This is a genomic window from Paenibacillus thalictri (assembly GCF_004307995.1).
In the GTDB taxonomy this organism is placed as follows: domain Bacteria; phylum Bacillota; class Bacilli; order Paenibacillales; family NBRC-103111; genus Paenibacillus_AF; species Paenibacillus_AF thalictri.
Genome location: NZ_SIRE01000014.1, coordinates 23479 through 49441, shown reverse-complemented (window position 1 = coordinate 49441; position 25963 = coordinate 23479). Strand labels below are relative to the sequence as shown.

At 43.5% G+C, this 25963-nt stretch carries 16 protein-coding genes and 2 pseudogenes; 3 read left to right on the top strand and 15 right to left on the bottom strand.

What is annotated here, in order from left to right:
* The 3 genes and pseudogenes from EYB31_RS19895 to EYB31_RS19880 form a co-directional block, all read right to left on the bottom strand.
* Complete coding sequence (locus tag EYB31_RS19895; RefSeq protein ID WP_131015165.1) at nt 1–321, bottom strand: cupin domain-containing protein; 321 nt, start codon at nt 319–321, stop codon at nt 1–3.
* 28 nt (nt 322–349) lie between these two features.
* Nucleotides 350–1297, bottom strand: coding sequence for a globin domain-containing protein (locus tag EYB31_RS41700; protein ID WP_338119958.1), 948 nt, complete (start codon nt 1295–1297; stop codon nt 350–352).
* Nucleotides 1298–1423: 126 nt separating this feature from the next.
* Nucleotides 1424–2708: pseudogene (locus tag EYB31_RS19880) on the bottom strand (cbb3-type cytochrome c oxidase subunit I); the annotation flags it as partial.
* 338 nt (nt 2709–3046) lie between these two features.
* Here EYB31_RS19880 and EYB31_RS19875 point away from each other — a divergent pair.
* Nucleotides 3047–3505, top strand: a complete 459-nt coding sequence (locus EYB31_RS19875; protein ID WP_131015164.1) for a Mu transposase domain-containing protein — start codon at nt 3047–3049, stop codon at nt 3503–3505.
* A gap of 36 nt (nt 3506–3541) precedes the next feature.
* Here the strand turns inward: EYB31_RS19875 and EYB31_RS19870 are convergent, their stop codons facing one another.
* From EYB31_RS19870 to EYB31_RS19845, 6 genes are all read right to left on the bottom strand, one after another.
* Nucleotides 3542–4192 carry a transposase gene (locus tag EYB31_RS19870; protein ID WP_206105472.1) on the bottom strand — a complete coding sequence of 217 codons (651 nt, stop codon included), beginning with the start codon at nt 4190–4192 and terminating at the stop codon, nt 3542–3544.
* Nucleotides 4193–4204: 12 nt separating this feature from the next.
* On the bottom strand, nt 4205–4717 hold the full coding sequence (locus EYB31_RS19865; RefSeq protein ID WP_240762625.1) for a COG3415 family protein: 513 nt from the start codon (nt 4715–4717) through the stop codon (nt 4205–4207).
* A 25-nt stretch (nt 4718–4742) separates the two neighbouring features.
* Nucleotides 4743–5006: a hypothetical protein gene (locus EYB31_RS19860; protein ID WP_131015163.1), complete on the bottom strand. Its 264-nt coding sequence runs from the start codon at nt 5004–5006 to the stop codon at nt 4743–4745.
* Between the two features lie 28 nt (nt 5007–5034).
* Nucleotides 5035–5232, bottom strand: a complete 198-nt coding sequence (locus EYB31_RS19855; RefSeq protein ID WP_131015162.1) for a hypothetical protein — start codon at nt 5230–5232, stop codon at nt 5035–5037.
* Nucleotides 5233–5311: 79 nt separating this feature from the next.
* Nucleotides 5312–7345, bottom strand: a complete 2034-nt coding sequence (locus EYB31_RS19850; protein WP_131015161.1) for a C1 family peptidase — start codon at nt 7343–7345, stop codon at nt 5312–5314.
* Nucleotides 7346–7416: 71 nt separating this feature from the next.
* Nucleotides 7417–7686 (bottom strand): hypothetical protein, encoded by a 270-nt coding sequence (locus EYB31_RS19845; RefSeq protein WP_131015160.1) that lies wholly within the window; start codon nt 7684–7686, stop codon nt 7417–7419.
* A gap of 179 nt (nt 7687–7865) precedes the next feature.
* Here EYB31_RS19845 and tnpC point away from each other — a divergent pair.
* Nucleotides 7866–8567, top strand: a pseudogene (gene tnpC / locus EYB31_RS19840) (IS66 family transposase); the annotation flags it as partial.
* A gap of 242 nt (nt 8568–8809) precedes the next feature.
* On the opposite strand, the gene EYB31_RS19835 reads toward tnpC, so the two are convergent.
* The 3 genes from EYB31_RS19835 to EYB31_RS19825 form a co-directional block, all read right to left on the bottom strand.
* Nucleotides 8810–10432, bottom strand: coding sequence for a fibronectin type III domain-containing protein (locus EYB31_RS19835; RefSeq protein WP_131015158.1), 1623 nt, complete (start codon nt 10430–10432; stop codon nt 8810–8812).
* A gap of 23 nt (nt 10433–10455) precedes the next feature.
* Complete coding sequence (locus tag EYB31_RS19830) at nt 10456–10989, bottom strand: hypothetical protein (RefSeq protein WP_131015157.1); 534 nt, start codon at nt 10987–10989, stop codon at nt 10456–10458.
* 63 nt (nt 10990–11052) lie between these two features.
* Nucleotides 11053–16011 carry a peptidase G2 autoproteolytic cleavage domain-containing protein gene (locus EYB31_RS19825; RefSeq protein WP_131015156.1) on the bottom strand — a complete coding sequence of 1653 codons (4959 nt, stop codon included), beginning with the start codon at nt 16009–16011 and terminating at the stop codon, nt 11053–11055.
* A gap of 140 nt (nt 16012–16151) precedes the next feature.
* Here EYB31_RS19825 and EYB31_RS19820 point away from each other — a divergent pair, with 140 nt between their 5' ends.
* Nucleotides 16152–16808: a stalk domain-containing protein gene (locus EYB31_RS19820; RefSeq protein WP_165452501.1), complete on the top strand. Its 657-nt coding sequence runs from the start codon at nt 16152–16154 to the stop codon at nt 16806–16808.
* A gap of 16 nt (nt 16809–16824) precedes the next feature.
* On the opposite strand, the gene EYB31_RS19815 is transcribed toward EYB31_RS19820, so the two are convergent.
* The 3 genes from EYB31_RS19815 to EYB31_RS19805 are packed head-to-tail and all read right to left on the bottom strand — an operon-like array spanning nt 16825 to nt 25954.
* Nucleotides 16825–19854, bottom strand: coding sequence for a phage tail spike protein (locus tag EYB31_RS19815; RefSeq protein WP_131015154.1), 3030 nt, complete (start codon nt 19852–19854; stop codon nt 16825–16827).
* Nucleotides 19855–19873: 19 nt separating this feature from the next.
* Entirely contained in the window at nt 19874–20650 is a 777-nt protein-coding gene (locus tag EYB31_RS19810; RefSeq protein WP_131015153.1) for a phage distal tail protein, read from the bottom strand.
* 18 nt (nt 20651–20668) lie between these two features.
* The gene (locus EYB31_RS19805; protein ID WP_131015152.1) at nt 20669–25954 is read right to left on the bottom strand and encodes a phage tail tape measure protein; all 5286 of its coding nucleotides are present in this window, start codon (nt 25952–25954) and stop codon (nt 20669–20671) included.
* Nucleotides 25955–25963 lie beyond the last annotated feature (9 nt).

Genomic DNA, 25963 nt, shown 5'->3' with positions numbered 1-25963 from the left:
TTAATCGCCGTCGGGCTTAAATATCGAATGTGCGTTTGGACTCGGCGTCAGCACAAGCACGACCAAGCTGTCTTCCAAAGCTTCGATGGAGTGTTCGACCTGTTTAGCCAAACTGATCATATCCGCTGTCTGCAGTTCCACATCTTCGCCTGCGGTAAAGCGAATTTTCCCATCAAGAACAAAAACAAGAATATCGCTAGTCGTCTTATGTTTCTGCAAAACTTTCCCTTTCGGAAACGAAAATTTCACGACCTTGGAAACGCCGTTGTCCAGCACAGGCTGAATGAACGTTTCTTCAAACGACAGCTTGTATGGATTCATGCCGATCACCTCCTGAAATGGAATTGCGTTACTCCCAGGCGCGTGCAAGCTGCTCCTTCTCCTCCGCATTCAACATATGTTCCGCCATCGGAAACAATACGTTTTCTTCTTTCATAAAATGCTCGGTTAATACGGCATGGGCTTGAAGAGCATAAGAAACGATCTCTTTTGCCAGATCAGCATCCACATTTCCCGGTAAATTCCGGGCGTTTTCGGTGAATTTCGCCAAGTTTTGTTTGGCCAGCTCATGTTCGTGCTCCATTACGGCAATGGGCCCCATCTGTCTGCCTACATGTTTGGCCATAAGAGGAAACAGAATCTCCTCTTCCCGTTCTGAATGAGGGTCAAGCTCACGTACAAATGTTTCCACCTTTATTTGCAATGAAGCAATATCCCCGCTCCAATCCGTTTTATTCGGATTCGTGCCAATCTCCGCTGCTTCGCGGGCATATGCGTCCATTTGTTCCCTTAACGGTCCATGCTCGCTTTTTAATCTTGCCAGCGGTTCGCACAGCTCGACCGGGGCTCCGCCTGCCTGCATGCCGCCGCATTGGTGATGAGGCTGCGTATTGACGAAGCGGTTGGCCGCATTGGTCAACATCTGAAACATCAGTTGCCTCGGGTGACCGTTTAGTCCAATTTCGTCCATCGCTTCACGCATACACGACAGCCAAGCTTCAGCCCTTGCCGGGGTAATGGGAAACCGGGCGTGAATGCTGCGCATGTTGCCAAAGCCAAACTGATCCGTGTAGAGCGCAGGCCCGCCGGTAAACTGCGTTAAGAACAAATACTGCTTCGCCCGTATTTCATCCACCCCGTCGGGAAAAAGCGGCCTGAGCTCGGGATGCTCGTATACCTTCGGGTAGAAGGCATGAACAAGCCTGTCGATCGTTTCCGCTCCTCCGATCTGTTCATACAACGATATGATGCCGGCTGCATTGTTTTCGTTTCTGTAAGTTCCCTGCGTATATGTCATTTAGGGTCCCTCCCATTAACTTAGGATAACCTTATTCTAACAAGGCGCGGCGGGATACATTGTGATGGCAGTCACAAATCCGGCTTTTGCGATTCTTTTTACACTCTTTTAACTGTTTCCGCGGTTCTACCACGTTCTGAATCCTGTCGATCCCGGCGGCGCGTGGCGAATCATATCCATAACCGGGATCGTGTAAGCGATCAGCGTCAGCGCAATCGTCAGCCCGACCCATACACTCCACCGCTCCAAAATAGCAGGTGGTCTATGTCCCGTATCGTGCACTTCCCCAAGCGGGAAATCAACGTTTTGTTCGGTCTTAGGCGCAAAAAACCATAAATACAACGCGATAAAAAGAAACAGCAGCACACCCACGAACAGCAGCCCGCTCCCCAGGCCGATAAGCTTCCGGTACGGAACCCAGGTCGCGACCACCGGGTGATCCATATACGTCGTAAAGGCCGTTCTTCGCGGTTCGCCGAACAATCCGACGATGTGCATAGGAATCGACATCAACGCCATCCCTAGTGCCCATATCACCGTATGTACAATCCCAAGACGATTGGCAAAACGGGTTACTTGACGGCCGGTCAAAGCCGGCAGCAGCGTGTAGGTGATGGCGAAAAACGTTAACGTCACAGTCGAAGCGACGGTTAAGTGAAAATGCCCCGTGATCCATAACGTGTTATGCACCACCTGGTCCAACTGGTAGCTGGCATTGATAATGCCTCCCGCTCCTGCCGGTATAAAAATAACCATGCCGACAAAAGCGGCAAAAAACCGGGCGTCATGATACGGAAGTTTGCGAAAAAAACCAAACAACCCTGTGGCTCCTTTTTCCCTTCCTGCCAGTTCAAAGGTCGCCATCAGCGAAAATGCCGTCATCAGAGACGGGATCACCACAATCATCGTCAGCGCCACTTGAAGAAACTTCCAGAACGACGAGATTCCCGGCTCGGTCAGCTGATGGTGAAACCCGACCGGAATCGAATAAAGAATAAACAGCACAAAGGTCAACCGCGGCAAAGAATCGCTGAAAAATTTTGCCGCCGATCAGTTTCGGCACGTTGACATACCAGTATATATAAGCCGGCAGCAGCCAGAAATACACAAGCGGATGGCCGAAGTACCAGAACAACGTCCGGCTAAGCTCCACATTAATGCGGTCTACCCAGCCGAGCGACCACGGGATCAGTTGAAATACGACTTCTGCGGCAACGCCGACCGTTCATATTTGCCAAAGCACCATCGTTGCCACCGCCATGTAGGCGAATAACGGGGACGGCTGGCGTTTATGCGCACGCCTCCATTTGCCGTATGCCGCAAATATCGCATAACCGCTAACCTAACTGCCGACAATGACCAAAGCCATGCCGATGTAAAACAGCGGATCAGCCTTCGGCGGAGCGTTGAATATTTCGGTGCCATAGAGCCATTGAGTTAATGAGTGAGAGCCATCCTGTTAATAAAATAGAGCCACATTGTTAATCGTGAGAGCCACCGCTGAGTTCCTTCGCTAGAATGGGAGGAATGCGTGTCCAATAATTGGAGCGCAAAATCATAACCACCGAATGAAGTATCGAGATATCTTACGGCTGAGTAGCATGGGGCTCAGCCAGCGGAGCATTGCCTCTAGTTGTCAATGCTCGCGAAACACCGTTCCCGAGGTGTTAAACCGTGCAACAGTGAATAGATTGGCATGACTGACAGCATTTAAATAAACGACCGTTTCAGAAAAGGCCGGGTAGCAGGTTGAGCGCGTTTCTCGACGAGGAGAAACACGCTCTCTTGCCGTTGCCGCTTTCCGCGTACGAATGCCCCTCCTGGAGAGTTGCCACCGTACAGTTCAATTATCACATAGCGGTCGACAAGATGCATTACAGCGTGCCCTATAAATATATCAAGCACAAAGTGGATGTTCGCGTCACCAGAGGCGTAATCGAGGTCTTCTACAACCATCACCGCATCTGCTCGCATCCTCATCTCTATGGTCGGCCCGGACAATATCATACGCTTGCCGATCATATGCCAGACAAACATAAGCAATACATTCAGTGGAATGCCGAGCGGTTTATCAAATGGGCGGAGCAAGTCGGTCCATCCACTGCTACTGTCATCCGCGCCATCCTAGCCGGACATCGCGCGGAGCAGCAGGGATACAAGACCTGTATGGGGGCTGTGAAGCTCACGGTTTCGCCATCGTTGCATTGAAATAATCGATAAACTGAAAGATTTGTTGCTGTAAGTTCAATGTGCTGGTAAAATCTCCACGCTTGAGCAAACGACGAACCAGAATACTGAACCATAATTGATCATGTTTAACCAGGAACAGTGCTTGGGCGTATAAACGAATCGGATGCGATGTGACGGATCGGCCAAAAATATAGCGGGGCTGGCCAGTCTAGCCAACACGCCCGACTTGCCTTTCTTCCCCAGTGCATCGTCCAATGCGCTGTGCTGCGCAACCAGTCGAACCAGACTCTCCGACTGATGGGTGTTCAGTCCATCGACGATAAATGCCCACTCGGCTTGTGGATCGGTATCGATCAGTTGCTCGATATAAGCGGCAAAATCGTTTTCGTTACGTGTCGGAGCCATGGTGGATGAAACGATTTTGCCCATGGCCACCGCCAAGCCGGAAATCAGACTGAGCGTGCCATGACGGAGGTATTCGAACTCTCGCCGTTCCACCCATCCCGGTTTCATGGGCAAGAGGGGATGAAGTCGTTCCAATGTCTGTTTTCCCGTCATTTCGTCGATCGACACGACGTGCACGCCAAGCGTATGCAGCAGCGGAACCAATCGATAGTGCCGACTAATTTCCCGTGTTTTCTCGGCAAACTCGGCAGGGTCTTGCGGTTTGGCGTTCATCCAGCCTTTAAATCGGTGTGGATGCAAGTCGGCTTCATTTTAAAAAACGCCAAACTTGTGTAATCGAAATGGACGAGACAATGCCCTGGTTGATCGCTTCATCACGCACTTCGCGCGGCGTCCAATGGCTGATCGTCCGCTGAGCGTCGGATCTTCGCAGGTGATCGCCATGATTTGCAGCACTTGCTGCTCGGTAAAGGTCGCCGGCGTTCCGGGGCGAGGCTGATCCTGAAGCAGTTGTACAATAGCGGCTTCCAACTCTTCCTGATGTTCCTGTTCGATTCGGCAAAACTCCAAGTAGTGCGCGATCCAACGCCCGCGCCAAAGGACAACCTGAGGGCGATCGAATGACAAGAGCTCGCTAATGGCTGTGTTGTTGACGCCTTTGACCGACTCCAAGACCACGCGCGCCCGTTTCGCCAACGCTTGCGGTGTATTTCGCCGCCGAATCAGTTGTTCCAGTATTTCGCGTTGTTTTTCACTTACCAGGATTTCAGCAGCCTTAGGTCCTCTTGCCATCGGAATCACCTCTATGAACTTTACTCTGTTCATCAAGTGTAACATACCGCTGGTAAGATCAACCTTTTATTGTTGGATCATTTGCGAAATTAAGTACTAGTCGATCAGATGTAACCGTTGAGTTAAGGATGCCTCTTGAATTAAGTTCCTCTTGTGCTGCCTGACCAGCAACCTGAGCATTACGTTGTGCATTCCTCAATGCTGCTTGATACTGTGGATCGCTGTCAGCGTTATATGAAAACTGCTGAATCGTAGGAGCTTGAACTGTTGGTGTAAATGATTTTGGAGCTTGTAGAATTAGAAGCTTTTTTATAGATTTCATCCATTGCAGTATTTATCTTGTTTTGACTCTACGATATATTGTAATTTGCTAAAGCCTTGTTTAAATCATCAGTAGAGGCATATGACATCCCATCTGTTACCGATGTTGGAGTAATAAAGTCCTTACCTCCATAGGTTACAACTCCTCTATTTTGGTCATAGTCAATTTTGTTATTATCCAATCCATTATCGGTGAGATATTTTCGAATCCAAACTGAATCTGCCATGTATTAATATTCATCCTTTCTTTGTAATTAATTTAAAAAGACACTCTCTAGTCCCTTGAAGAAATATAAATGTCCTTGTTCATAATACTGAATTTATTGAACTTACAAGTCCGTTCAATGTATCTGCTGTTATTACATCACCCTTATTTTTAGATGCTGGTGGTGCTATACTCGGAGTAACTCCTAGATAATATGTTGGTGATGTTCCCTGAACACCGTAAGGGCCTCCTGAAATAGCTATTATTGTTTGTAAAAGCATATCTGCTGTGAATGTCGCTCCTTGACTTGCTCTTGTAAATGGAAAACTTGGCAAAGCTTTATAGTTTACTCGAACGTCATTAATATTATCTTGAAGACTATTCCATTCTGAGGCCGTCAGATTGAACGTTTGATTGTAATTTTTGGGATATGTCCAACTGAAAAAATCGGGACGAGTAACATTTTTTGTTCTAAATGGAAATGTAGTATTGCCAGACATATTTCCAGCTTTATCTTCTACTTTTGCAGTAACTATATAATCAGTATCTTCTACTAGATTCGATAGATTACAGGCTATACTATATATAATATATGTACGCTCTTCCCCAGCATTTATATTAAATGGAACTGAGGTGACAAAGTTTCCATTGAGATAGAAGTTAGCTTGTTTTAATCCAGATTCTCCATCTCCGTATGCCTGACCAATTATTTTTGCAGCATGGGAAGTTATACTTTCCGCATACATATTATACCAGGTTGGCGCGGTGGAATCGCCCGATCTAAAATTGATTTCCCTATGTTTGGATGAGTAGCCTATGCCATTACGAGAAATTAATTTTATTGTATAATTTACACCTTCAGAATCTAATTCTATTGTTCCTGAGATTGCATCATATAAATATCTATCCGATTCACTTTTCGTAGGATAAATTGTCGCTTTATATACATCTCCACTACCCATGTTATTATTGGCATAAACATCAAACATAGTAAAATCCGTGGTATATTGTGCATAAAAATTAATATTGTATGTCGAAGATGAACCAACACGTGAGAAGGAGATATTATTCGGCCTTCCATCGGGAACATGTGAAGGAGTAGACGTGTTGGATAATCCGTATGCTCCATAGATGGCTGGGTGGCTCATGGCTACATAATAAATACCGTTGTCTCCCGTATATCCCCATCCATTTGCACATATCCAAAATCCTTCATTATTAATATTCTTCCATCCAATTACACACATGGTGTGTGCAGTTGATGTTGTATAATTTGTTTGATTGCACATCCCATTGTTATTCCCTGCAGCCCAAAGCCAGTTTGAATTTGTGCTGTCGACACCGCAAAACATGTCAATCAGAGCTGCCCCGTTATTTGTAATGGCATTTTTCAGGGAATCGTTATCTGTAATACTCCACCATGATCCAATTTTGTATAGATTCGCCTTTGAAACAACTGAAGAATACTCATTGTCGACAATACTCCTTGCAGACCATGTGCTTCCTGAAGACGATAAATAGTATCTATTATCGGGATACCACTCTGCATCGCCAAAGTCAGGATTGATTGAATCTCCATATTTTAGTGCACCGATGGATTGGACTCTAGAAAGAGCTTGAGAAGTAAACATACCGTCCCCTTGAAAATCGGTAACAGCTCTATTCCCAAATATCCATGAAATTGAAAAATTCGTATACTTAGCCCCATACTCTCGATGCTTCAATACATTTAGAGCAGTTGCAATTGCACAAGCTACACAAGATCCAGCTTCTCCGGGCACTTCCCAAGTAACTGGATTTACAACGACTTGATCTACAATTTGTGGAATATATGTTGGAATGTATTGATCTGAACTTGGCGCAGGATGAAATATACCTGCTGTTGTAGTTCCACCACCACCACCACCAATTGGCCCCGGTGACTGTGAAAACTCTTCAGAGCTAACTTCACTTGAAACTAATGCACCACTTTGCTTTGTTTTTAAAACTCGTTGATTTTGATTCCTTAATCGTTGTTGTTCATCATGTTGGGCTATTTGTTCAGGTGTTGCCATAGCTCCCGGTATATCTTTACCCTCAGATCTAATCCTGTCCCACATTTCTTTTATTTTTTCTATTTGTTCAGGTGTTCTCAATAGTTCTTACCCTCCAAATCAAAAAAGCCACCCGATTGTGGGTGACTTTTAGAAAGTACAGATCATTAAATTCAGTCAAAATTAATTTCAATAAGATTCGACTTAACCGCATCTTCTATGCGTTTTGCAAATTTTTTCGCGTCAGAACCGTTCATGAAACTATTCCCGCAACCATTGCAAGAATACACAGGGACATTAAATACTGTCACTTTATGTATACCAAACCGACCAAGTTTAGCTTTGTATTGAAGTTCTGCGCTACTGCCACACTCACATTTGGCTCTAGATTTCCTCATTAACCCCTCCGAATCTTTACCAATGGTTGCTACGGAATAACTCATTCGCGTTCACCCCTTATCAAGTATTTACTTGTATTTACGTATTATTCAGATTATAGTTACAGCTAGAATTAAATCTTGACCGTCTTCAACAAAAGCAATTGATACCTGGCCTTCATCTCCATTGACTTTTACACCGATCACAGTAAATGTAAACTTCGGACGGGTTTCTAGCGTATATTGAGTACCAACCAGGGCGAGGAGCGAAGTACCCGCAAGCGTTCCTGAAAGGGTTCAAGGGATACTTACATAGCGATGCCTACTCCGGATATGTGAATCTAGCAGGGACGATATCTTGTCTGTGCTGGGCACATCTTCGGCGTAAGTTTGTTGAGGCATTGCCACCGGAGGCGAAACATCCGGAAGGGGCTTTTGCCGCTGAAGGGGTAGCCTATTGTAACAAGCTATTTGAGCTGGAGGCAAAGCTTGCAGCTCATGCCCCTAAAGAGCGAAAGGAACAACGTCTGGTACAGGAAAAGCCTGTACTCGATGCTTTTTGGTCATGGGTAGAAACGGCCAAAGGTAAAGTTCTTCCCAAATCCAAGCTAGGCGAAGCGCTGAATTATGTGCGTAACCATAAACAAGCACTGATGAATTACTTACAAGATGGGAACTGTGTGATCTCTAACAATTTAGCAGAAAACAGCATTCGTCCCTTTAGTGTCGGTCGAAAAAATTGGTTGTTCAGCGGAAGCCCGCGGGGTGCAGCCGCAAGTGCAACGATCTACAGCATCGTAGAAACAGCAAAGGCAAATGGATTGAACCCGTATAAATATCTAGTCTATCTGTTGCAACAGTTACCAGCGGTTGCATTTCGCCAGCAACCGGAGTTGTTTGATGAATACCTTCCATGGAGTCCAGCAGTTAAACAACATTGTACATAGCGCAAAGCCTGTGGATCCTCATGAACCATGGGTTTTTCTTTTTCAATACACCTGATTATTAGACGCTTACGATAGATATCGATTCGTGCTTAATATACTCGTTAAGGGAAAACTCAGCCGCATCAGCATCCACGAGCTGTGAATATGAGTTTCCCAGTATGATCTTCATATTTTCCCCTCCTGTCCATCCCGTTGATTACAATAAATAAACCGACCGGACAGAAACGTTCTCCCATGGAGGGTTAAAAAAGAACAGCGGCGTTCCGTAATTCATTCCAATGTTTACCCTTCCTAGCTGTCCCAGGAGTATTTCCATTGGTGGCGATAATTGGGTCGTCAGTAAATGACACGCTTATCCCAGTAACATAAGCAAGGTCTTTGAGCGCATTCCTGAGTTCATTTACATGTATGGCCTTGATACTCGTTCCCGCAGTATTACCAGAGCTGGATGATATGGCAGTATCTGTCCATACAGCAGGACTAATCCCACGAGCGGCGCGGATGCCATTTATGTGAGTTCGTAACTGATCAATCCAAGCTTTATTTACCGCTGTTGCCGTATCTGATATCGTGTCTATCCAATCAGGAGCCTTGATGATAAAGGCAAACGTATATGACCAATTTCCCCAATCTTTACCATCATAAGATTGGAGTCGGACATACCTAATACCTGTCCCCAAATCGACCTGCGGATTGTACGCAATATCTGTATTTGACATAGCGGTTGCGCTTGACCAACCAGGATTCGAAGCAGAATATGAGTCTACGATGGTAGATGCGAACGTATTAACATCGCTTATCTGAATATGTGTGTTAACCAAAGTATCTCCATTTGGATCAAGGACTCTGACCTTGATTTGGGGGCGCTGGTTGATAAAATACCCTTCGCCGCTTACAATATTAATAAATCCCGGCGCAAACGGAACGGAGTTGGTTGTAACTACAGCCCAGTTGGCTGCTGACACGTTTCCAGCGTTATCCTGATACTGAACTGCAATTCGGTATGTTGTTCCAGCTGATAGCCCCGCGACTGTGTAAGTTGTAGAACTGCTAACTATCGGGATTACTTGTAACTGTACAGTTCCTGTTGAATCAGTCACAGTAATATAGGCGTTTTTCCATCCTCCTGAACTTGGGTCAGGGTCATTAAAGGGATTCCAGTGTATACTTATTGTTCCTGCGGTTATGCTGTCTACAACAATATTAGAGGTGTATGGTGGAACGGTGTCGTAGACAATAGAGGAATCGATATACATTCCGTTTCCACTTTTATCATAAACCCAGAATCGAACAATATGAGTACCATTTCCTTCATACGCAAGATTGAAGTCATAGTACCATATACCGCTCCCTGCACTTGTTGCAAGGAAGGGGCCAGCCCATGCTGACCCGGCTAGATTAAGAATATATGCGTGTACAGCATCAACCCCAGAGCCAGTATCCGCTACACCGTATATATACATACGTTGCGTTGGTTGATTAGTTCTCTGTTCCACCGTTATACTACCAATTGTAGGCGCTTGGCTATCCACTGTAAAGTATCCGATGGCTGAGACTGGACTTGCTCCATAAGCTGAATTCATAACAGTTATACGCCAATAGGTGACGCCCTCAAACCAATGACTTTCACCGCCATAAGGATAACCAGACCACGTGTAACTCGTTGCAGAACTATTTATCCACCCACTACTAAATACTGAACTTGAGAAGTTGTTATAAGATATTTCGATGCTGAAAGACGTTTGCGGCAATCCACCAATATCAAAATATGTCCAGCTAAACGTTATCGGCACATCTCGAAAATAAGACCCATTTGTTGGCGCCAATAGGTTAGGTTGGTCTGGAACAGTCGGTGCTGCTGGCATTTTTAACACCTCCCCTCATAGTATTAACTATACGATTTTGCTAGGGCAATTAGTTGAAAAGCCTCCACTATGCCTGCCTGCACATTTGTTGCTGTCATCCCCGGAGCCGGGCTAAAGGTTACCTGGGTAGCTGTGTAATCACCCGGAGCAGCTACAATGTTTCCTGTACGGCCGAAAACAGTCGGAACGGCATCGGTGTTATCTACCTTTTGCCACACACTGCCGTTCGAAATTATCCAATCCCCTACTTTAAATTCAATACTCTGATATATTCCTTCTGTCTCCACAACATAATACTGTCCTTTTGCAATATCAGCACTTGGCAAAGTTGGGGTATTTGTCGTCGCATTCCAAGTCCCTATATATTCAACTTGACCGAGTATCGAATCAGGTAATTGATTTGTTGGAATTTTTGCTGTGGTATCTAACCCTGCATATCCTCCCGCAATACCTTTGTTTTCAGAGTTTTCGGGAATGTAGTTTAGGTTGTCTTGTTTACCTTCGATTATATTGTTTAGTTCTTGATGTAACTGTTCTTTTTTAATGTATCCTGACATTCGAAACCTCCTTAACCATAATAAAAAGAGACCGTCCTGTTGGATGATCTCCTAGATCAATTGCTATTTAACTAAAATTTGAACAATATTGTCAGTAATCCGCTTCATAACTCGATGGCCATTTTCAGAATTTGTTGCAATTCCTTCATCGTTAGATTTGCAATACCCGTTAACAACACATGTTCCATCATCACGCACAAGGAGTTTACCCATCATACCAACTACGCTCCACTCTTTTCTTTCGCTTCGTGGAATGTATGGCTTACTTCCATCCCATTCAGGATTTAAGACTTGATGAATTTCCGTTCTTTCTGGTCTAATCTCAATTTGTTCTTCATAAGCTTCTCTTAAAATATTGCCTTCTTCGTCAAGAAATGCATTATGCTTAAACAAATTATATTCTGCGGGCATTTCGACTTCTTGATATTGGAATCTTCCCCATTCATCAGTAAGATATTTGCCACACCAGTCATCTTCATAAGTGTCACCAGCAACAGAAGGATTAACAGATACTACACCTAAGATATAACTATCATTGGAGTTAGCAATTCTAATCTTATCTTCATCTAAGGTAACAAATGTACCAACACGATCTTCTGCATTTTCGTTTCCATCAGACCACTCAAAATATTCTGCATAATCGGCACCAGAAGTTCCGAAAGTACCTGAGCCATATACTTTGCCAGTATAAGTTACTCTGAATGCATTGCCCACATTAGTATCACTGGTTCCACAGCCAATGACAAATGCATCACCACTTGAAGAATATGCAACTGGATTGCCACTAAGTTGTTTATTATATTGTCCCATAACATGAGAAGCAAATACATTTGCATTTGTAAAATATCCCTTTGCATGAGCATAGTATCCACTTACTAAAGTATTGTATCCCTCTGCGTGTGAAGCTGGTGAAGTTGCAACCGTGTTGTAGCCTTCTGCATGTGAATACGCTGATCTTGCTACTGTGTTGTAGCCCTCAGCATGTGCGGCTACTTGACCTGCGTACGTCTGATAACCTTCTGCGTGAGAGTAATTTCCACTAGCTTGGCTTCCATAACCTTCGGCATGGGCGGCAATACCAATTGCTTTAGTGCTAACACCTTCTGAATGTGTGCCGTCACCTGATGATAAAGTAGCATTCCCCTCAGCATGTGAACCAGATGCGGTGCCTGTTGCTTTTAAAACTGTATATCCAACAAATGAAACTGGGAAAATTCCAGATACTGGAATTGTCCCATCTGACATCATTAATACCAATTCAGTTGATGAGTTCACTAAATATACTGCTCTGTTGTAAATAGCAGTATTATCAGGAGCAATTAAAGTAATTGGACTATTAGCGGCAAAACCACCAGTACTTTCAACTTGTATAGAGTTCATTCCACCATCATATGTGCCACCAAGAGCAGTACATTTGGTTGCTAAAGTAGCAAAATGAGTGATAGAAGCATTGCCCTCCACATGTGAATAGTCGCTAAATGCACGTGTATTGCCACCCTCAGCGTGGGAGTGTTTCCCAGATGCTTCTACTGAATTACCTTCAGCATGAGCTGATTCATTTGTCGCCTTTGTATAATACCCCTCAGAATGAGAATACTTGCCAGATGCTATTGTATTACTACCTTCAGCGTGTGATGACTCACCGCTTGCTGATGTACTATCACCCTCAGCATGTGATTTTGTACCAGATGATGTTGTGCCAAGTCCTTCTGCATGTGAATAATCTCCAAGTGCAATCGTGTTTATTCCCTCTGCATGTGAAGAATTGCCGCCAGAAATTGTATTACTTCCTTCGGCATGTGCGTTAGCTCCAAAATTACCTACATCTCTACTAAAAATATAAACTGGAATATTCGTAGTTAATGAGTCAACCATATCCAATGTTACAACTGCGCCAGAAACAGCGGTTACATTTACAGTATCAAAAATTATATGAGATACAGTATCATTGTATCCTACCTTGTCTCCAACTTGAAATTGGTGATTAGATGGAAAAGTTACATTAAAACCATTGATAGAAATAGGTAGTGCTCCATATGCAGCTTTAGTCGAATACCCTTCTGCATGACTATTTCTACTAACAGCTTTGGTGCCTTCTCCTTCTGCGTGTGAGTTGGTTCCAATAGATTGTGCGAAACTTCCTTCAGCATGGGAATATAGTCCAATCGATTTTGTAGCTCTGCCCTCTGCGTGTGAATAATTACCGCTTGCATTTGAACTCCAACCCTCTGCATGTGTAGCCTTTCCAGATGCAATAGTATTAATGCCTTCAGAGTGGGAGCTTTCACCACTTGCAATCGTACCATCACCCTCTGCATGTGAATTTGTACCAGTGCCACGTTCATCAAATTGATTAGCATAGGCAAAAGCATCATCTTTTGCTTGTGTAGCTTTAGCTTGTGCGCCGTTAGGCGTTTCTGCGCCAATTGATTCTGGTGTAATGTTAGTCGCTATTTCGTCTGGAATTTGACGCATTGGTATCTTTCCGTCAACGCCGAGCGAAGCATAACCACCAGGTTGCGCTTTATTTGCTGCATCTTCTGGAATAAAACCTAAATCATCTTGTTTAGCATTTAGATCAGATCGCAGTTCATTAATCGCACTTACTACATTTGACTTAGCAGTTGTGGTAAGATTAGATAATTGCCCAATTTTGTTATTTGCATGTAATTTTGAATCCTGAATGCTACCATCTTGGATTTGACTTGGGTCAATCATTGTTACTGTTGTCGCAACATTTTTTAATACAACAAAATTAATATGCGTTCCAACATCCCAATTACCTGTAACTTTAAAAATCTGTAAACTATCATTGGAAACGGTATAATCCACATTCTGTTCAATATAAACGGAGTTTACGTATACCATCAACGTGTCATTATCTTTATTAAAATCACTAATCCCAATGCTCGCACTTGAAGAAGAGGCAGATACATCCACCGTATTCCTGAGCATGACTAGCTTGCTACCAGATGACATATACGCTTCATTGATAGCTGCAACTAAATTACTCTTGGAAGACGTATACAGGTTTTGAAGATCACCGATATCAACAGTTTTGGAAACAGCCACGTCGATTTCTCCCACAGTTGAAGTTGGTTTGTTAGTAATATTGTCCCAGTCTAAATTCGTGATTACGTCATCTGGAATTTGTTCCATTGGGATCTTTCCGTCAACATCAAGCGAAGCATAACCTCCAGGTTGCGCTTTATTTGCTGGATTCTCAGGCGTGAAACCTAGTATATCCTGTTTGGCATCCCAATTAGATTTATCCGATGCTTTAACAGCTATATTGATTGATCCATCCTTCAATAAGTCAGCTGAAACTTTTCCGTCAGAACCAATTTTCAAAAGTTGGTTAGCCCCTGTACCGGAATTAACCGTTAGAGTAGGGGTATCAGTTGGATTCGAAACGATAATGTCTCCGTTAGCAGAACTTACGCTTGTGACTGTGCCGCTGCCTGTTCCATCCACACCTTTTTGAGCGATTAAGATCCAATAGTTTGTATCCGTAGGTGCGTTTCCTAGAGAACTTGCGATACACTGGTAAGTACTGCCGTTAAAAATAACTTTGTTTAGCGGAACGTAAGGATGTTCCGAATTATACGGTTCAATAAGAGAAAATGCCACATACCCATTTTGTCGAGTAGTTTCATTCTGTTGTCTTGATGTTTCGTTGGATACCCTAGTGTTCTCTGCATTCGCTCTATCTGCCTCTGCTGTCTCACGATCAGTCTCCGCACTTATCCGCGTATTCTCTGCAATAACACGTTGATTCTCAACTGATACTCGATCTGATTCTGATAAAAGTCGACTGCTTTCTGCATCTACACGGTTAGTCTCTGCGATAGCTCGATTGGATTCAGCGGTTTCCCTGTTAGTTTCACCAGATTGTCTCGCCGTTTCATTATCTACTCTTTCATTTTCAGCTGTTGCTCTGGAAGATTCGGCATTTGTTCGCGCTGTTTCCTCCGATATATGACTGTTTTCATTAGCAACCCTAATTGATTCAGCATCTGCTCTAGCTATTTCCGCTGATTGACGATCAGATTCATGATTCTGACGCACAATTTCAGCCGATACCCGATTGCTTTCTTCGGTTGTTCGAGCAACTTCGGCATTCGCCCTACTTGTTTCCGCTAATTGTCTTGCAGATTCTTCAACGGTTCTTGCGGACTCATTGGATTGACGAGTATTTTCTTGACTAACTCTGACAACTTCAGCAGCTTGGATATCATCGTTTGTGTTATTGGCGCTATTTGTTGCATCAATAGCGGATTGTGTCGCAACATCTGTATTTTCTTTGGCTGTAACAGCAGCGGCAGCGGCAATATTGGCATTTATTGCAGATTGGTCGGCCAAAGTCGCTTTTGAAGTAGCCAAATCAGCGGCTGTATTTGCTAATGCTGCTTTTTCGGCGGCCAGATTCGCCTTTTGATCTGCAAGATCCGCTTTACTATTTGCATTATCTGCTGCTGCATTTGCCAGCATAGCCTTTTGATCTGCATTCGTAGCAGCAGCATTTGCCGTATTCGCCGCTGTATTGGCACTTACTGCTGAAGTGTTGGCAGCACTTGTAGCATTTTTGGCATCATCAATGACTTCCAGCGCCGGTTCAAGTATCTCAATTGCGGTTGCGCTGGCAGCGATTACGTCGGCCAATGTTTTTGTGACATTATTTCCATCTGATTCAACCCAAACTCGCTCCGAGCTGATGAATACATTGCCGGTTCCTAAGAATGAGAAGTTTAGCGTCTTTCCTTCATTAGCCGGATCGAACTCTACATAACCGTGTAAATAAGATACTTTGTATTGTGTTGATACAGGTGTACCATTTTGAATTTCAAACCATGTTTCCCCGTTTCCAGCTATAGCAACACATTGAAAAATATCGGGAATCTCAGGGAGTTGCACTAATCCATTTTTAATTGTTTTATTGATGGAAATGGGGATATAGGGGTCGCTGCTATCCCCTTTCCGCCTTACTGTGATAATGCTTTCTGTGTAATCAAATGAAGACATAAAATACCTCCCACTATAAAGTAATATTCTCTCCTGTTTTCTCGCTCATTCTTAATTCTTCAAATGTATTCACATCCCCATCCAATCCATGGTAAACTAATGTAAGTATTTACCACAGAATAGAAAGGATGCTTAAATATATGAAACAACAAATCAAATACATATCCATCGGTACTATTTTGGGTGCATCCCTAATGTTCTCCGCTCAGATATTTGCTGAAGAAGCTCCTGTTGCTGGAGCTATAAGCAATGCTCCATTCTTCAAAGCAGTAGCAGCCGCGTTCAATTTTAAAGTAAACGGAGTCGATAAAGTTCCGTCTGAGAGTCCGGTAGTCATCGATGGGAATAGCTACTTACCTGTGAGATCCATTGCTAATATGCTAGGTTATGATGTGACATATAAGGCAGATAGTAGGACGATTGAGTTTAATGGATCTGCTCAGGTGAGTCAGGGACAAACACAAGGACAGGAGACGCAACCGCAAACAAGTGTGAACTCTAAAAAAAATATTGGTGAAGGAATTATTTACTATAATGCTTCCGATGTAAATGCTAGATATCTTCCAGTAAAGTTAAAAAACCTTGAAAATGGTCATACTATATGGATTATGCAAAACGGCATAGAGATTGACCAGCAAAAAATAATGAGTGAAAAAGACGCATTTTACGTTCCTGAAACTAATGCTACATACTGGTCACGGGATTATTTTTTGCATTACCTGACAGATGACCAACTTAAAGAATTCCAAAAATACAAAATCGATTTCAACACAAAAATAGTTACACCTATTAATTAAGATAGGTATTACTTTACTAGCCAAACTTAGCAACTGCATTGGCTTGCACCCACTCTTGTGTTGCCATCGGTTTATTATTAAGAAATACTCCATTAATGGCAGTAATATTAAGTGAACCACTACTTAAGATTAAATTTTGATTTGCAGCCAAAGTAACTCCATTAGTCCTAAATTCTATGCTTCCTCTTCCACCAAAAAAAAGAGATTGAGAAGAGGTAGTATCGCTCGGCTTAAAGTAAATATTATTACCAATAACAGCATCTGTTTCGACCTCAATAGTTGTGTTTGATTTTATCTTTCCACCTATAATTTCTGGGCCATAAATCAAGTTTTTATTAATAAATGTTCCACCCGTGTAAGTTCCTGCTGCAATTGCTTGTGCAGCGCCATAAGCATTATTCGCAGCACTCTGAGCGTTACTAGCTGTACTTTGAGCTGCAGCTATGGATGGATCAGAGTTTAAACTAGACCAACTAATGCTCCCACCTGTAATTTTAATATTGGAACATGTTACCGCTCCGGCTGTATTTACGGTAAACGCACCATTCCCAATATTAATACTGGAACCTGTAATTGATCCATTATTATAAGCAGAGTTGTTAATTGTGGCTGAATTAGCGGTCAATGCGTTGGCCGTTACATTCCCACTCATATCCACCCTAAATGGAGCCGACCCAAAACTAGCGTTACCCAAACTAATCCCATTCGAATTCGCATTAAAAACCGAATTCCCTGAGCCAATAGTCAAGTTAACGCCTGTCATCGTTCCTGCCTTAATCGTTGACGCAGTTACGCCAGTTCCATCAATAATCGTCGTTCCATCCGTTGAGGTAATCTGTATCGCACCATTCTGCACATACAAACCACGATAATCCAATCTCGCAAATTTTGTATCATCTGATGTTGAGGCTGTAATCCCACTTGCATCAAGCGTAATACTTGTAGGCAATGGTGCTTGAAGCCTTAAATCGTTTCTGATGGCTGTATTAATATTGTTCGAGTACGTGGTGGCCGTAATTAACTGAGCATCCGAATAGGTCTTGGCCGCGTTCAACGCAGCGGAGGACTGGTTGTCCGAATAGGTCTTTGTCGCGTTCTCAACATTGTTCCAATAGGGTGCGGAAGAGATGACATGATCCGAAATCTTAGCTCCGGTGTTTGGATTCACGGCAACCCGATCAGCGTATAGGGTGACAAATTCGCCAAGAATCCCCTTGACCCGCTCCGCCACCACCCGATCGGGCGTAATGACAGCTCCCCATGTGTTGCCGTCGTCCTGCGTCAGGGCGATTTGCCCGTGCTGGATGACCACATATTTGCTAGGATCGGTCAAGTCCCTGGTAATGATCCCTTTGCGGCTGATCTCGACACTTTCGTTGTTGCTGGCCAGAATTGTCCTTTTGGCGGCATTAAAATCGTTTTGGATATCCTGGTACACTTCGCTTGATTTGAGAAATGCGTCGTCAATTTTATATCTGTTGTTGTTGTAACTTGTGGAAGAGGAAATCGTTTTGTACAAGCTTTTAATAAACTTATCTTGGTCGCTAAGAAGCTCGCGCACATTGCTGATGGTCAGCTTTATGTCTCCATTTTCATAATCGAAATCCATCTCCATCATCTTGGCTTCCACGTAAACCCCAAGCTTATCATGCTGAATGGTGATCGTATCGCCCAAATTCAGCTTTTCCCAATGATGCTGTTCTTCCAAAATCTCAAGAAAGTTGACAATCGAGATGCTAACGACCAATTTGGGTTCTCTTCGCTTGTTGAATTCCTCTATAGCCGCCGCGTACAATTCCTTGGGATCGGTATAATTATCGTTAGTCCATTCCTGCACAACGATATGCGGGTTCCATTCAATGAGCTGATCGTTTGTAAAATTTTTATCGAGCTTGAGCGTGTCCCGGATGGAGTTGATCTGCTGTTCAATACCATCGATTTGAGCTTGTATTCCGGCAATAACTTCGTTTTGGCTGTCGATTTGCTGCTGCTTTTCATTTTTTGCAGCAACCAGCGACGTCGTTTCCATCTTATTCGCATTAGCCAAACTTATGTTATTGTCAATGACGACAAACTCTTCTTTAAGTCCGGCAAGCACGTTCTCCTCTGACGTTTTGTTTTGCTGCAGTGTTTCAAGCTGAAGCAATAAAGCACTGAACTGACCCTGCTGGGACTGAACAAGCAACTGGTAATCCAAAATCGCATGGCACAATCCGTCGCTGATATAATCCGAATGGGACAATACATTCCGCTGCTCGTCCCGTTCAAACGGGTACAATATGCTGCTGTAATCTTCGATATAGTTAGATCCGGTCAGGTTTAATTGCTGAATCGACAAGCTGTCTTTACCGAATGCTTTGAGTCGCGTGCAAAAGTCCGAACTGTCGCTTTCATACGTCAAATCTTTAAGCAAATTGCCGTATTTCACATGCAGGCCTTTATTGGTTCCGATATTTTCAAGCTTCTTGAAAGACAATTTTCTGTTTACCGAATTGTATTCTATAACTGCGTCAAATGCTTCCGCTACTTGCTGGATCGCTTCCAAAACCGTTGCAGTCATCTCGAAGGATCTGTATTTCACTTCAAAATCCGCATCGATGTAATCAAGAGTCCAGATTGTTTCCGCCAACAACTCGTTTAAAACTTGCCTGATCGTATACGAAGTTACTTTGTAATTTTTGATCAGTTTGAATCTGAGCTCATAAGGGAGCAGCATACATTCGATGTTTTTGACATCTTGGTCGTCAGCCATCGTATCGGAAATTTTGTGAATCAAATAATATTCGCTGACCTTGCCGTAATCCAGCTTGATCAGATAACGTTCCTTGATCAAATCGGCGTTGCGGTTCCTCCGCAATTCGCCCCGTTCATCCTTATCATAAGGAAGCGAAAAGTTCAATTCAGACAAATTTCCTACGGAAACCTTGCGGCGGATCGCAAAAGCTTCCTTTAATCGGGCAATAACCGTCTTATTCAAGTCGTTCCGGCACAAATATAGTTCCGGCTTCAACAATTCTTGCCCCAAAGCGGGAGCTCCAACCAGCACAATACTCACCTCCTCTGACTTAAAGCATTTTATACTGCAATTGCATCTTCAGCTTAATGTTCCCTTTCACATTCAACCGATTGCTGCCATAAACAAGCTTGGTCCATTTGCTCCCGCCGACCAGATTGCCGTACCGATAGGTTAGCGGAATATCTGTGGAGATTTCTCCCGTCTCGCAGTCGATATGCAGCGTTTCATTCACTTGAAGGCCTGTAAAGGCGAGAGTTACTCCTCCGTTAGAATCATTCGTTATCGAAAAGTCTGTTCCACTGACGATCTGGATATCGTAAATCGGCTGACAAATCGCATCGCCGAGATTAGCGATGACAATATTAGCACCTAAAGCCGTGTTTTCCGAGAGATCGTAAATATGCTCGTACACCGGGGAATAACAATATGCATCTATGTTTTCAAATACAATATCGATATATCCCTGATTTAAGCCATTGTGCAGCAGCTTCGGGCTGTCCTTGTACATGGCGTAATAAATGCGCTCAGGATGGCTGCTGAAATACAGCGGTTTATAATAATCCTGGCATAACCACCGGGCCACATCCTGGATCGACTTGTCCGTCCAGCCGCGTTCAAAAGCAAACTTCAACGGGATTTGTCTTGGTCTGTACGTTACCTCCTGAAAATACGGCTTCGATCTTCCACGAACGGATATTGCCTTCACCTCACGCTCCGGCAAATAAGTTTCGTCGATTAATCCTTCGTTCATAGTAACGCTCATTAAACCCATGTTTCTGCTGTCCATTCCGGCGTAAACAAAATAAAGACTTTCTGCAATCGTCAAGCTGTAACACCCCCTTCGCTATTTGCCCATTTTTTGCAATCCTTTGACGATTTCATTAAATACCGTCTGTCCCCCCGTTTTATCCCCTACCACAGAGTCGATGTGCAATGTAAGGTTGTACGATACATCTCCGGCAGCGGCGGCTCGCGGCAATAGCTGGGAGAAGCTCGGAACGGTGATTTTGCTGATCAAATTGCGGGTAAAGTCAACCACTTTTAACAAATTAAACGTATCGCTTTGGTTTAAAACAAGCTCCTTTTCATCCAACCATGCAAGCTTTGGCCTGGAACCGAAAGACGGAGTCATACCGCCGGTGGCAAAATGTACTCCGGTTTCATAGTAATTCAATGCCTCTTCGTAGCTGAGATCAGGGAAGCTCCACGTTTTTCTGAAATCATTATTCGCGGAACTTAACTTTAGCTGCTCTGCCGAATTCGTCTCGCCTGTGGCATCGTAAATCCATTGCCATTTCAGTTTATTTTGTAAATATGTCTTAAAGTCTGCATTTTTGCGCTCAAGGGAACCCGGAGAATCTATCGACGTCGCCGTTGTGTTCGGAATTTGACCGTTAGTCAGCATTTTCGTCATATCAATGGCTCTCTGAAGCTGCGAAATATATCCGTCGGCGATTGTATTGCCAAGCGCAGTTGTGATATTCGGAAGTTCATTCTTAAATTTGTTCAAGTCTTCAAGCAAAGTGCCGTAATGCCCATTCACAATATCTTCTTGCATTTGTGTATAATGCAAATCGTTGTTCAGAACGTTATCCCAATACTGTTGTCTAATCTCCTTTAACGAATTCAGCGAATTGGTTGTGGTGTCGTATATTTGATCCTCCGACTTTTTGCTCGCATCGACTTCCCGCTTCTTGTTATCCAGCGTATCCTGAAGCGCTTCTTTCTGTACCGTACGCGAGCGGTTCTCCTTCATCTTCTCGATTTCCAGCAAATTCGCGTTAAGCTGCTCCTCCAGTTCCTTCCGTCTGGCCGCTGCTTCGATGGAATCGTCAAGCTTCAGCACATTGATTTGGGACTGGATTTTTTGCGACTCATCTTGCTTGGTCTTCAGACTGTCCTGATAATCTGCCGTTTCATTCTGACGATCCAGCAATCTTAATTGGTCATTTACGTTTTGTTCAAAGCGGCTCATTTCATCGTCGAGATTTTGAATCGCTTTTTGATGACGTTTTTCTTCGGCTTTAATGCTGGTTTCATACCCCTTAAGCTCGGCGTCGCGCTGGGTTTCCAGCGATTTTTTATAGGCGTCAACAATGTCCTTGGCTGCTTGCTTGCGCTTTTCCAACTGGTCTTTTTCCCGCTGTGCTCCCCCTTCAATGACTTCTTTATGAAGTTTATCAATTTCACCCAGCGCTTCTTTTTGTTTCTTCACGTTGGCATCGCGTATCGCCTGAATTTGGCGTTCGGCCTCCTCCGGATTATCCGCATAGGCCGTCTTTATAGAGATAATCATATTTTGCGTAAATTCGCTTTGCTCGTTATGATTGGCGACCACCCTGCGCCATGCTTCGATTTGCTCCACCAATGAAAGGGTGCCACTGGATCGCTCATTATCTATCCAATTTTTGGATACACTAAATTTATCGTCGACCTGCTGCATATTATACTTGCTTATCGTTTCGCCAGAGCTGTCCATCGCTGTTTGCAGCGCTTTGGATTTTTGACTGTTATCATTTAAAGCTTTTTGGTATTGCGATAAAACTCCAAACAAAGCTTCAATTGCTTTTTGCTCCTGCTTAATCGACTCTATTTCTTCATTTCGGTCTTTTATGGAGAGAGCTTTATTATCGTGTACCGCTTGAGAACGTTCAGCAAATGAATTCAGATAATCCTTATAGGCAAGTGAAGCTTCACCATTATCATAAAACCACGAGTCGGTATCCAGATCGGACAGATTACTTTTGCTCTTGGCCGTTTGCATAGCCGCTTCTATATCTTCTCTTGCTTTCGACAATATGTTTTGCGTCTCTAATTGCTTTTGCAGAAGCTCAACCGTTTTGCTTAAAGCCTTATTATAGTCCTTCTTTTTATCCAGGACGTCTATTTCCTCTTTAGCGAGGCCAAGATTCTTGCTTCTGATCTCATATTCTTCGTTGTACTGATCAATTTGCTCTTTGGTAACATCCTGGTATTCCAGCGCTTCTTTAAGCGCATCTGCTGCAGACGAAGATGTACCCGATTTACTTTTGGATGATAAATCGATTGGCTCGGAAAGCAGTTTAATGCGCAACTGCAGATCTTCCATCTCTTTTTTCAGAGCTTGGCTTTGCTTCTCCTCTTCTGGGGAAAGGCTCGCCTTCGAATCCAGCTTTCCAAACTTTGAAGTAAAACTTGGTGAAAATAACAATGGATTAAGCGACTTCGGATTAATTTTCTCATAAAACTGTTTATACAGATTTCTCTTATTTTCCAATGAATTATATGTGTCCGTAACACTATCCAAAAGATCTTTGGCTTCTTTCAAACGGTTACTACGTTCAATATTGGCTACTTCTTGCAATTTGGCGCCCTTATCCTCGATTAATCCGTTATGCTCCAGTAAATATTTGCGAATTTCAGGAAATTCATCAGCAAGTTTCACCGTTGTCTCAATCGAAAGCTGCTCTCCATTTTGCAAAGTTTGATATGCAGATTTAAGCGAACCCATCGACTTTTCCGTACCAGAAATTGCCGTATTAAGGTTTCTGAATTTCTCCTGAGCCTTCTCCGTTTCTAAAGCGCTGCTGTTGATATTGCTTTTATAGTCCTGAAGGACTGTATTTAACAGTCCTACGGATATGCCGTTATCCTGAAATACTTGCTGTAATTGACTGAAATCCCTCGTTTCAATCATTTTTCCAAGATCGATTTTTTTCTCCAGCATTGCTTTTCCGATTTGCTCGGATAAATTTCGGTAATTACCGATTACTTCCTGATAATTCTTCCCATTGATATCACTTGATTGAAGAAAAGCGTTGGAGAACTTATCCAAAAAGGCTTTCAAGTTTTTATCCGTACTTCCGGATTGCTCGATAAAGTTATCATTAATCGTTTGAAAGCCGCTAAAAAATTTACTGAGGTTACTGTTGATATTCTCCTTTTCTTCTTTTATGGTACCAGACAGCTTTCCAAGTTGAAGTCGGGCTTTTTCAACAGCGTTAGTCACACCAGAATCTATTAATTCGGAAGCCAAAAATGTTTCGCCAATATCGATTTTGTTAGCTTTAAATATTGCCTTGACTTGGGCATTCAAGTCCATCATTTTTTCCGAATAATCCGGAGAATTCTGCGCGGCGGAAGTACCTAATTTGTTGTCATTCATATACTTTTCAGCAAACTTTAAAGCTTCTAGTCTGGTCTTGTTATAATTTAGTTCGGGCTCCAACTTTGCGATTTTCTTTTCGCTAGCATCGATCGACTGTGCGGAATTCGATAATCCCTCCGCAACAGTGTTCGCGGCAACTTCTTTTCTCTGCCGATTCAGCTCCTTTTCTTGTTTAATGAGTTCTTCGATCTGTTGCGAGTTCTTATACACGGCCTTGCCTTCTGAATCAAAATGATCGATAATTTCCGGCATCATTCCAGCCATTTGTTCCCTGATCTTAATTAACTGTTCCTGAGTATTCGACGAGTCTCGATACTGCTTATTCAACTTCTCCAAAGCCGATATATTTTGTTCGGTAGTCGCGATAGATTCGTTTAATTTGTTAGCATATTGCTCCTGGGCATCTTTTGCGGAAGAGAAAGCTTCGACAATTTTTTCAACCACAAGGCCGACTATTGCCAAAGCAGCACCAAATACCGTAGAAATCGCCAGTCCTCTTAAGGCCAGCTTTGCCGCATCCGCTTCTACCCCAAGTGCAGTTAATCCTCTCCCCAAGGTCAAAACCGCTACAGTCAGCGTTTTGAGATCAGTAACTAGCAAAGCCCCGGCTGTTCCTATGGCTGCAAGCGTTATGAGAAAGGTGGGAGTGACGGTAGCTAGACCGTCCAATACACGCATCAAACCGGTGAAGGCATCAATCATGATGCGGATGGATTCGGAATCAAAAGCTTGCTGCCACATCCCCTCCATTGCATTTTTAAACCTTTCCATATGCGCATGAGTAGAATCGGTATATAAGGCGTACTTTTGATTAGTCTCCCCGGCCGCCTTGAGCGAGCCGTCATAAGCGCGAATCGTCTCCGGCATCGTCTGCATCACCTGCTGAAACCGAAGCTGTTGATCTGCCCCGCCTAAAGCGATAGCGATATAAGCTTGCTGACTGCCAGACAGCGTACCCCAAGATTGGCCTAAGTCGGTCAATATTTCCTTGTATTCTCGTAGACCGCCTTGCTGATCCAATAAGTTGACATTTGCGGACTGCAAAGCCTTGTTAATATCAAAGACGCTTTGTCCGTCTTGCGTTGTCCCCGTCTGTTCAAGCATTTGAAAACGGGTAAACATTTTATTAAGCGCTTCCGCAAGCAAGCCTGTGTTTTCATGTGTTTTGTCCGTTAAAGCTCCCAGCATCGAAGCCGCAAACTCGAACGGCAGTTTAATCGCCGATGCGGAGGAACCCATCTTTTGAAATCCTGCCGCTAAATCTTCCGCAGCCGTTTTCGTAGCACCGCTCAAAAAAACAAGCGTGTCGCTGGCTTTTTCAGCGCTTACATTCATGAGGCTTGCTGTCGCATCAATGGAATCAGCAGATTGCTTAAAATCAGCCGAAGCAATCTTTGAAAACTTTGTCACCGTCTCTAATCTGGTTCGGACCTCGGCTTCAGATAACCCTTGCTTAAACAGCACAGCCGCATTTTGAGTCAGCTCGAGAGAAGAGACCCTTAACGTTTCCCCGAGTTTTTGGTATTCGGCTCCCAACTGATTGACTTCTTGCACGGTTTTTCCTGTGATAACGGATATTTCAGACAAAGCTTTATATAATTCATTTACGTATTGAATCCCATCGATAAAAAATGAATTTGTCGTATCATCAAGCTGTGTGCCAGCATAATTTGCCAAGTTCTCCGCTAATTGCGCGATGACCGCCGACTGCTCTGCGGCCGCTTTCGTCATCTCTTCAAGATTTTGCCCGATCGTTTTTACTGCTTCTGCCTGCTTAATATATTCCTTGTACATATTTTTTAATTTTTCAATGGAAGCCGTGTGCGACTCTATTATTTTTTGAAAGATTTGCTTTGGAATATCCACTGTAATCTTCATAGCGTTGATCTTAGATGCCAGACTTGCAATTGCCGCATTAATATTTTCAATCGTTTTAGCGGAATTTAAGCTTCCAGTAATGACAACACGTAAATCGTCGGCCATAAGCTGCTT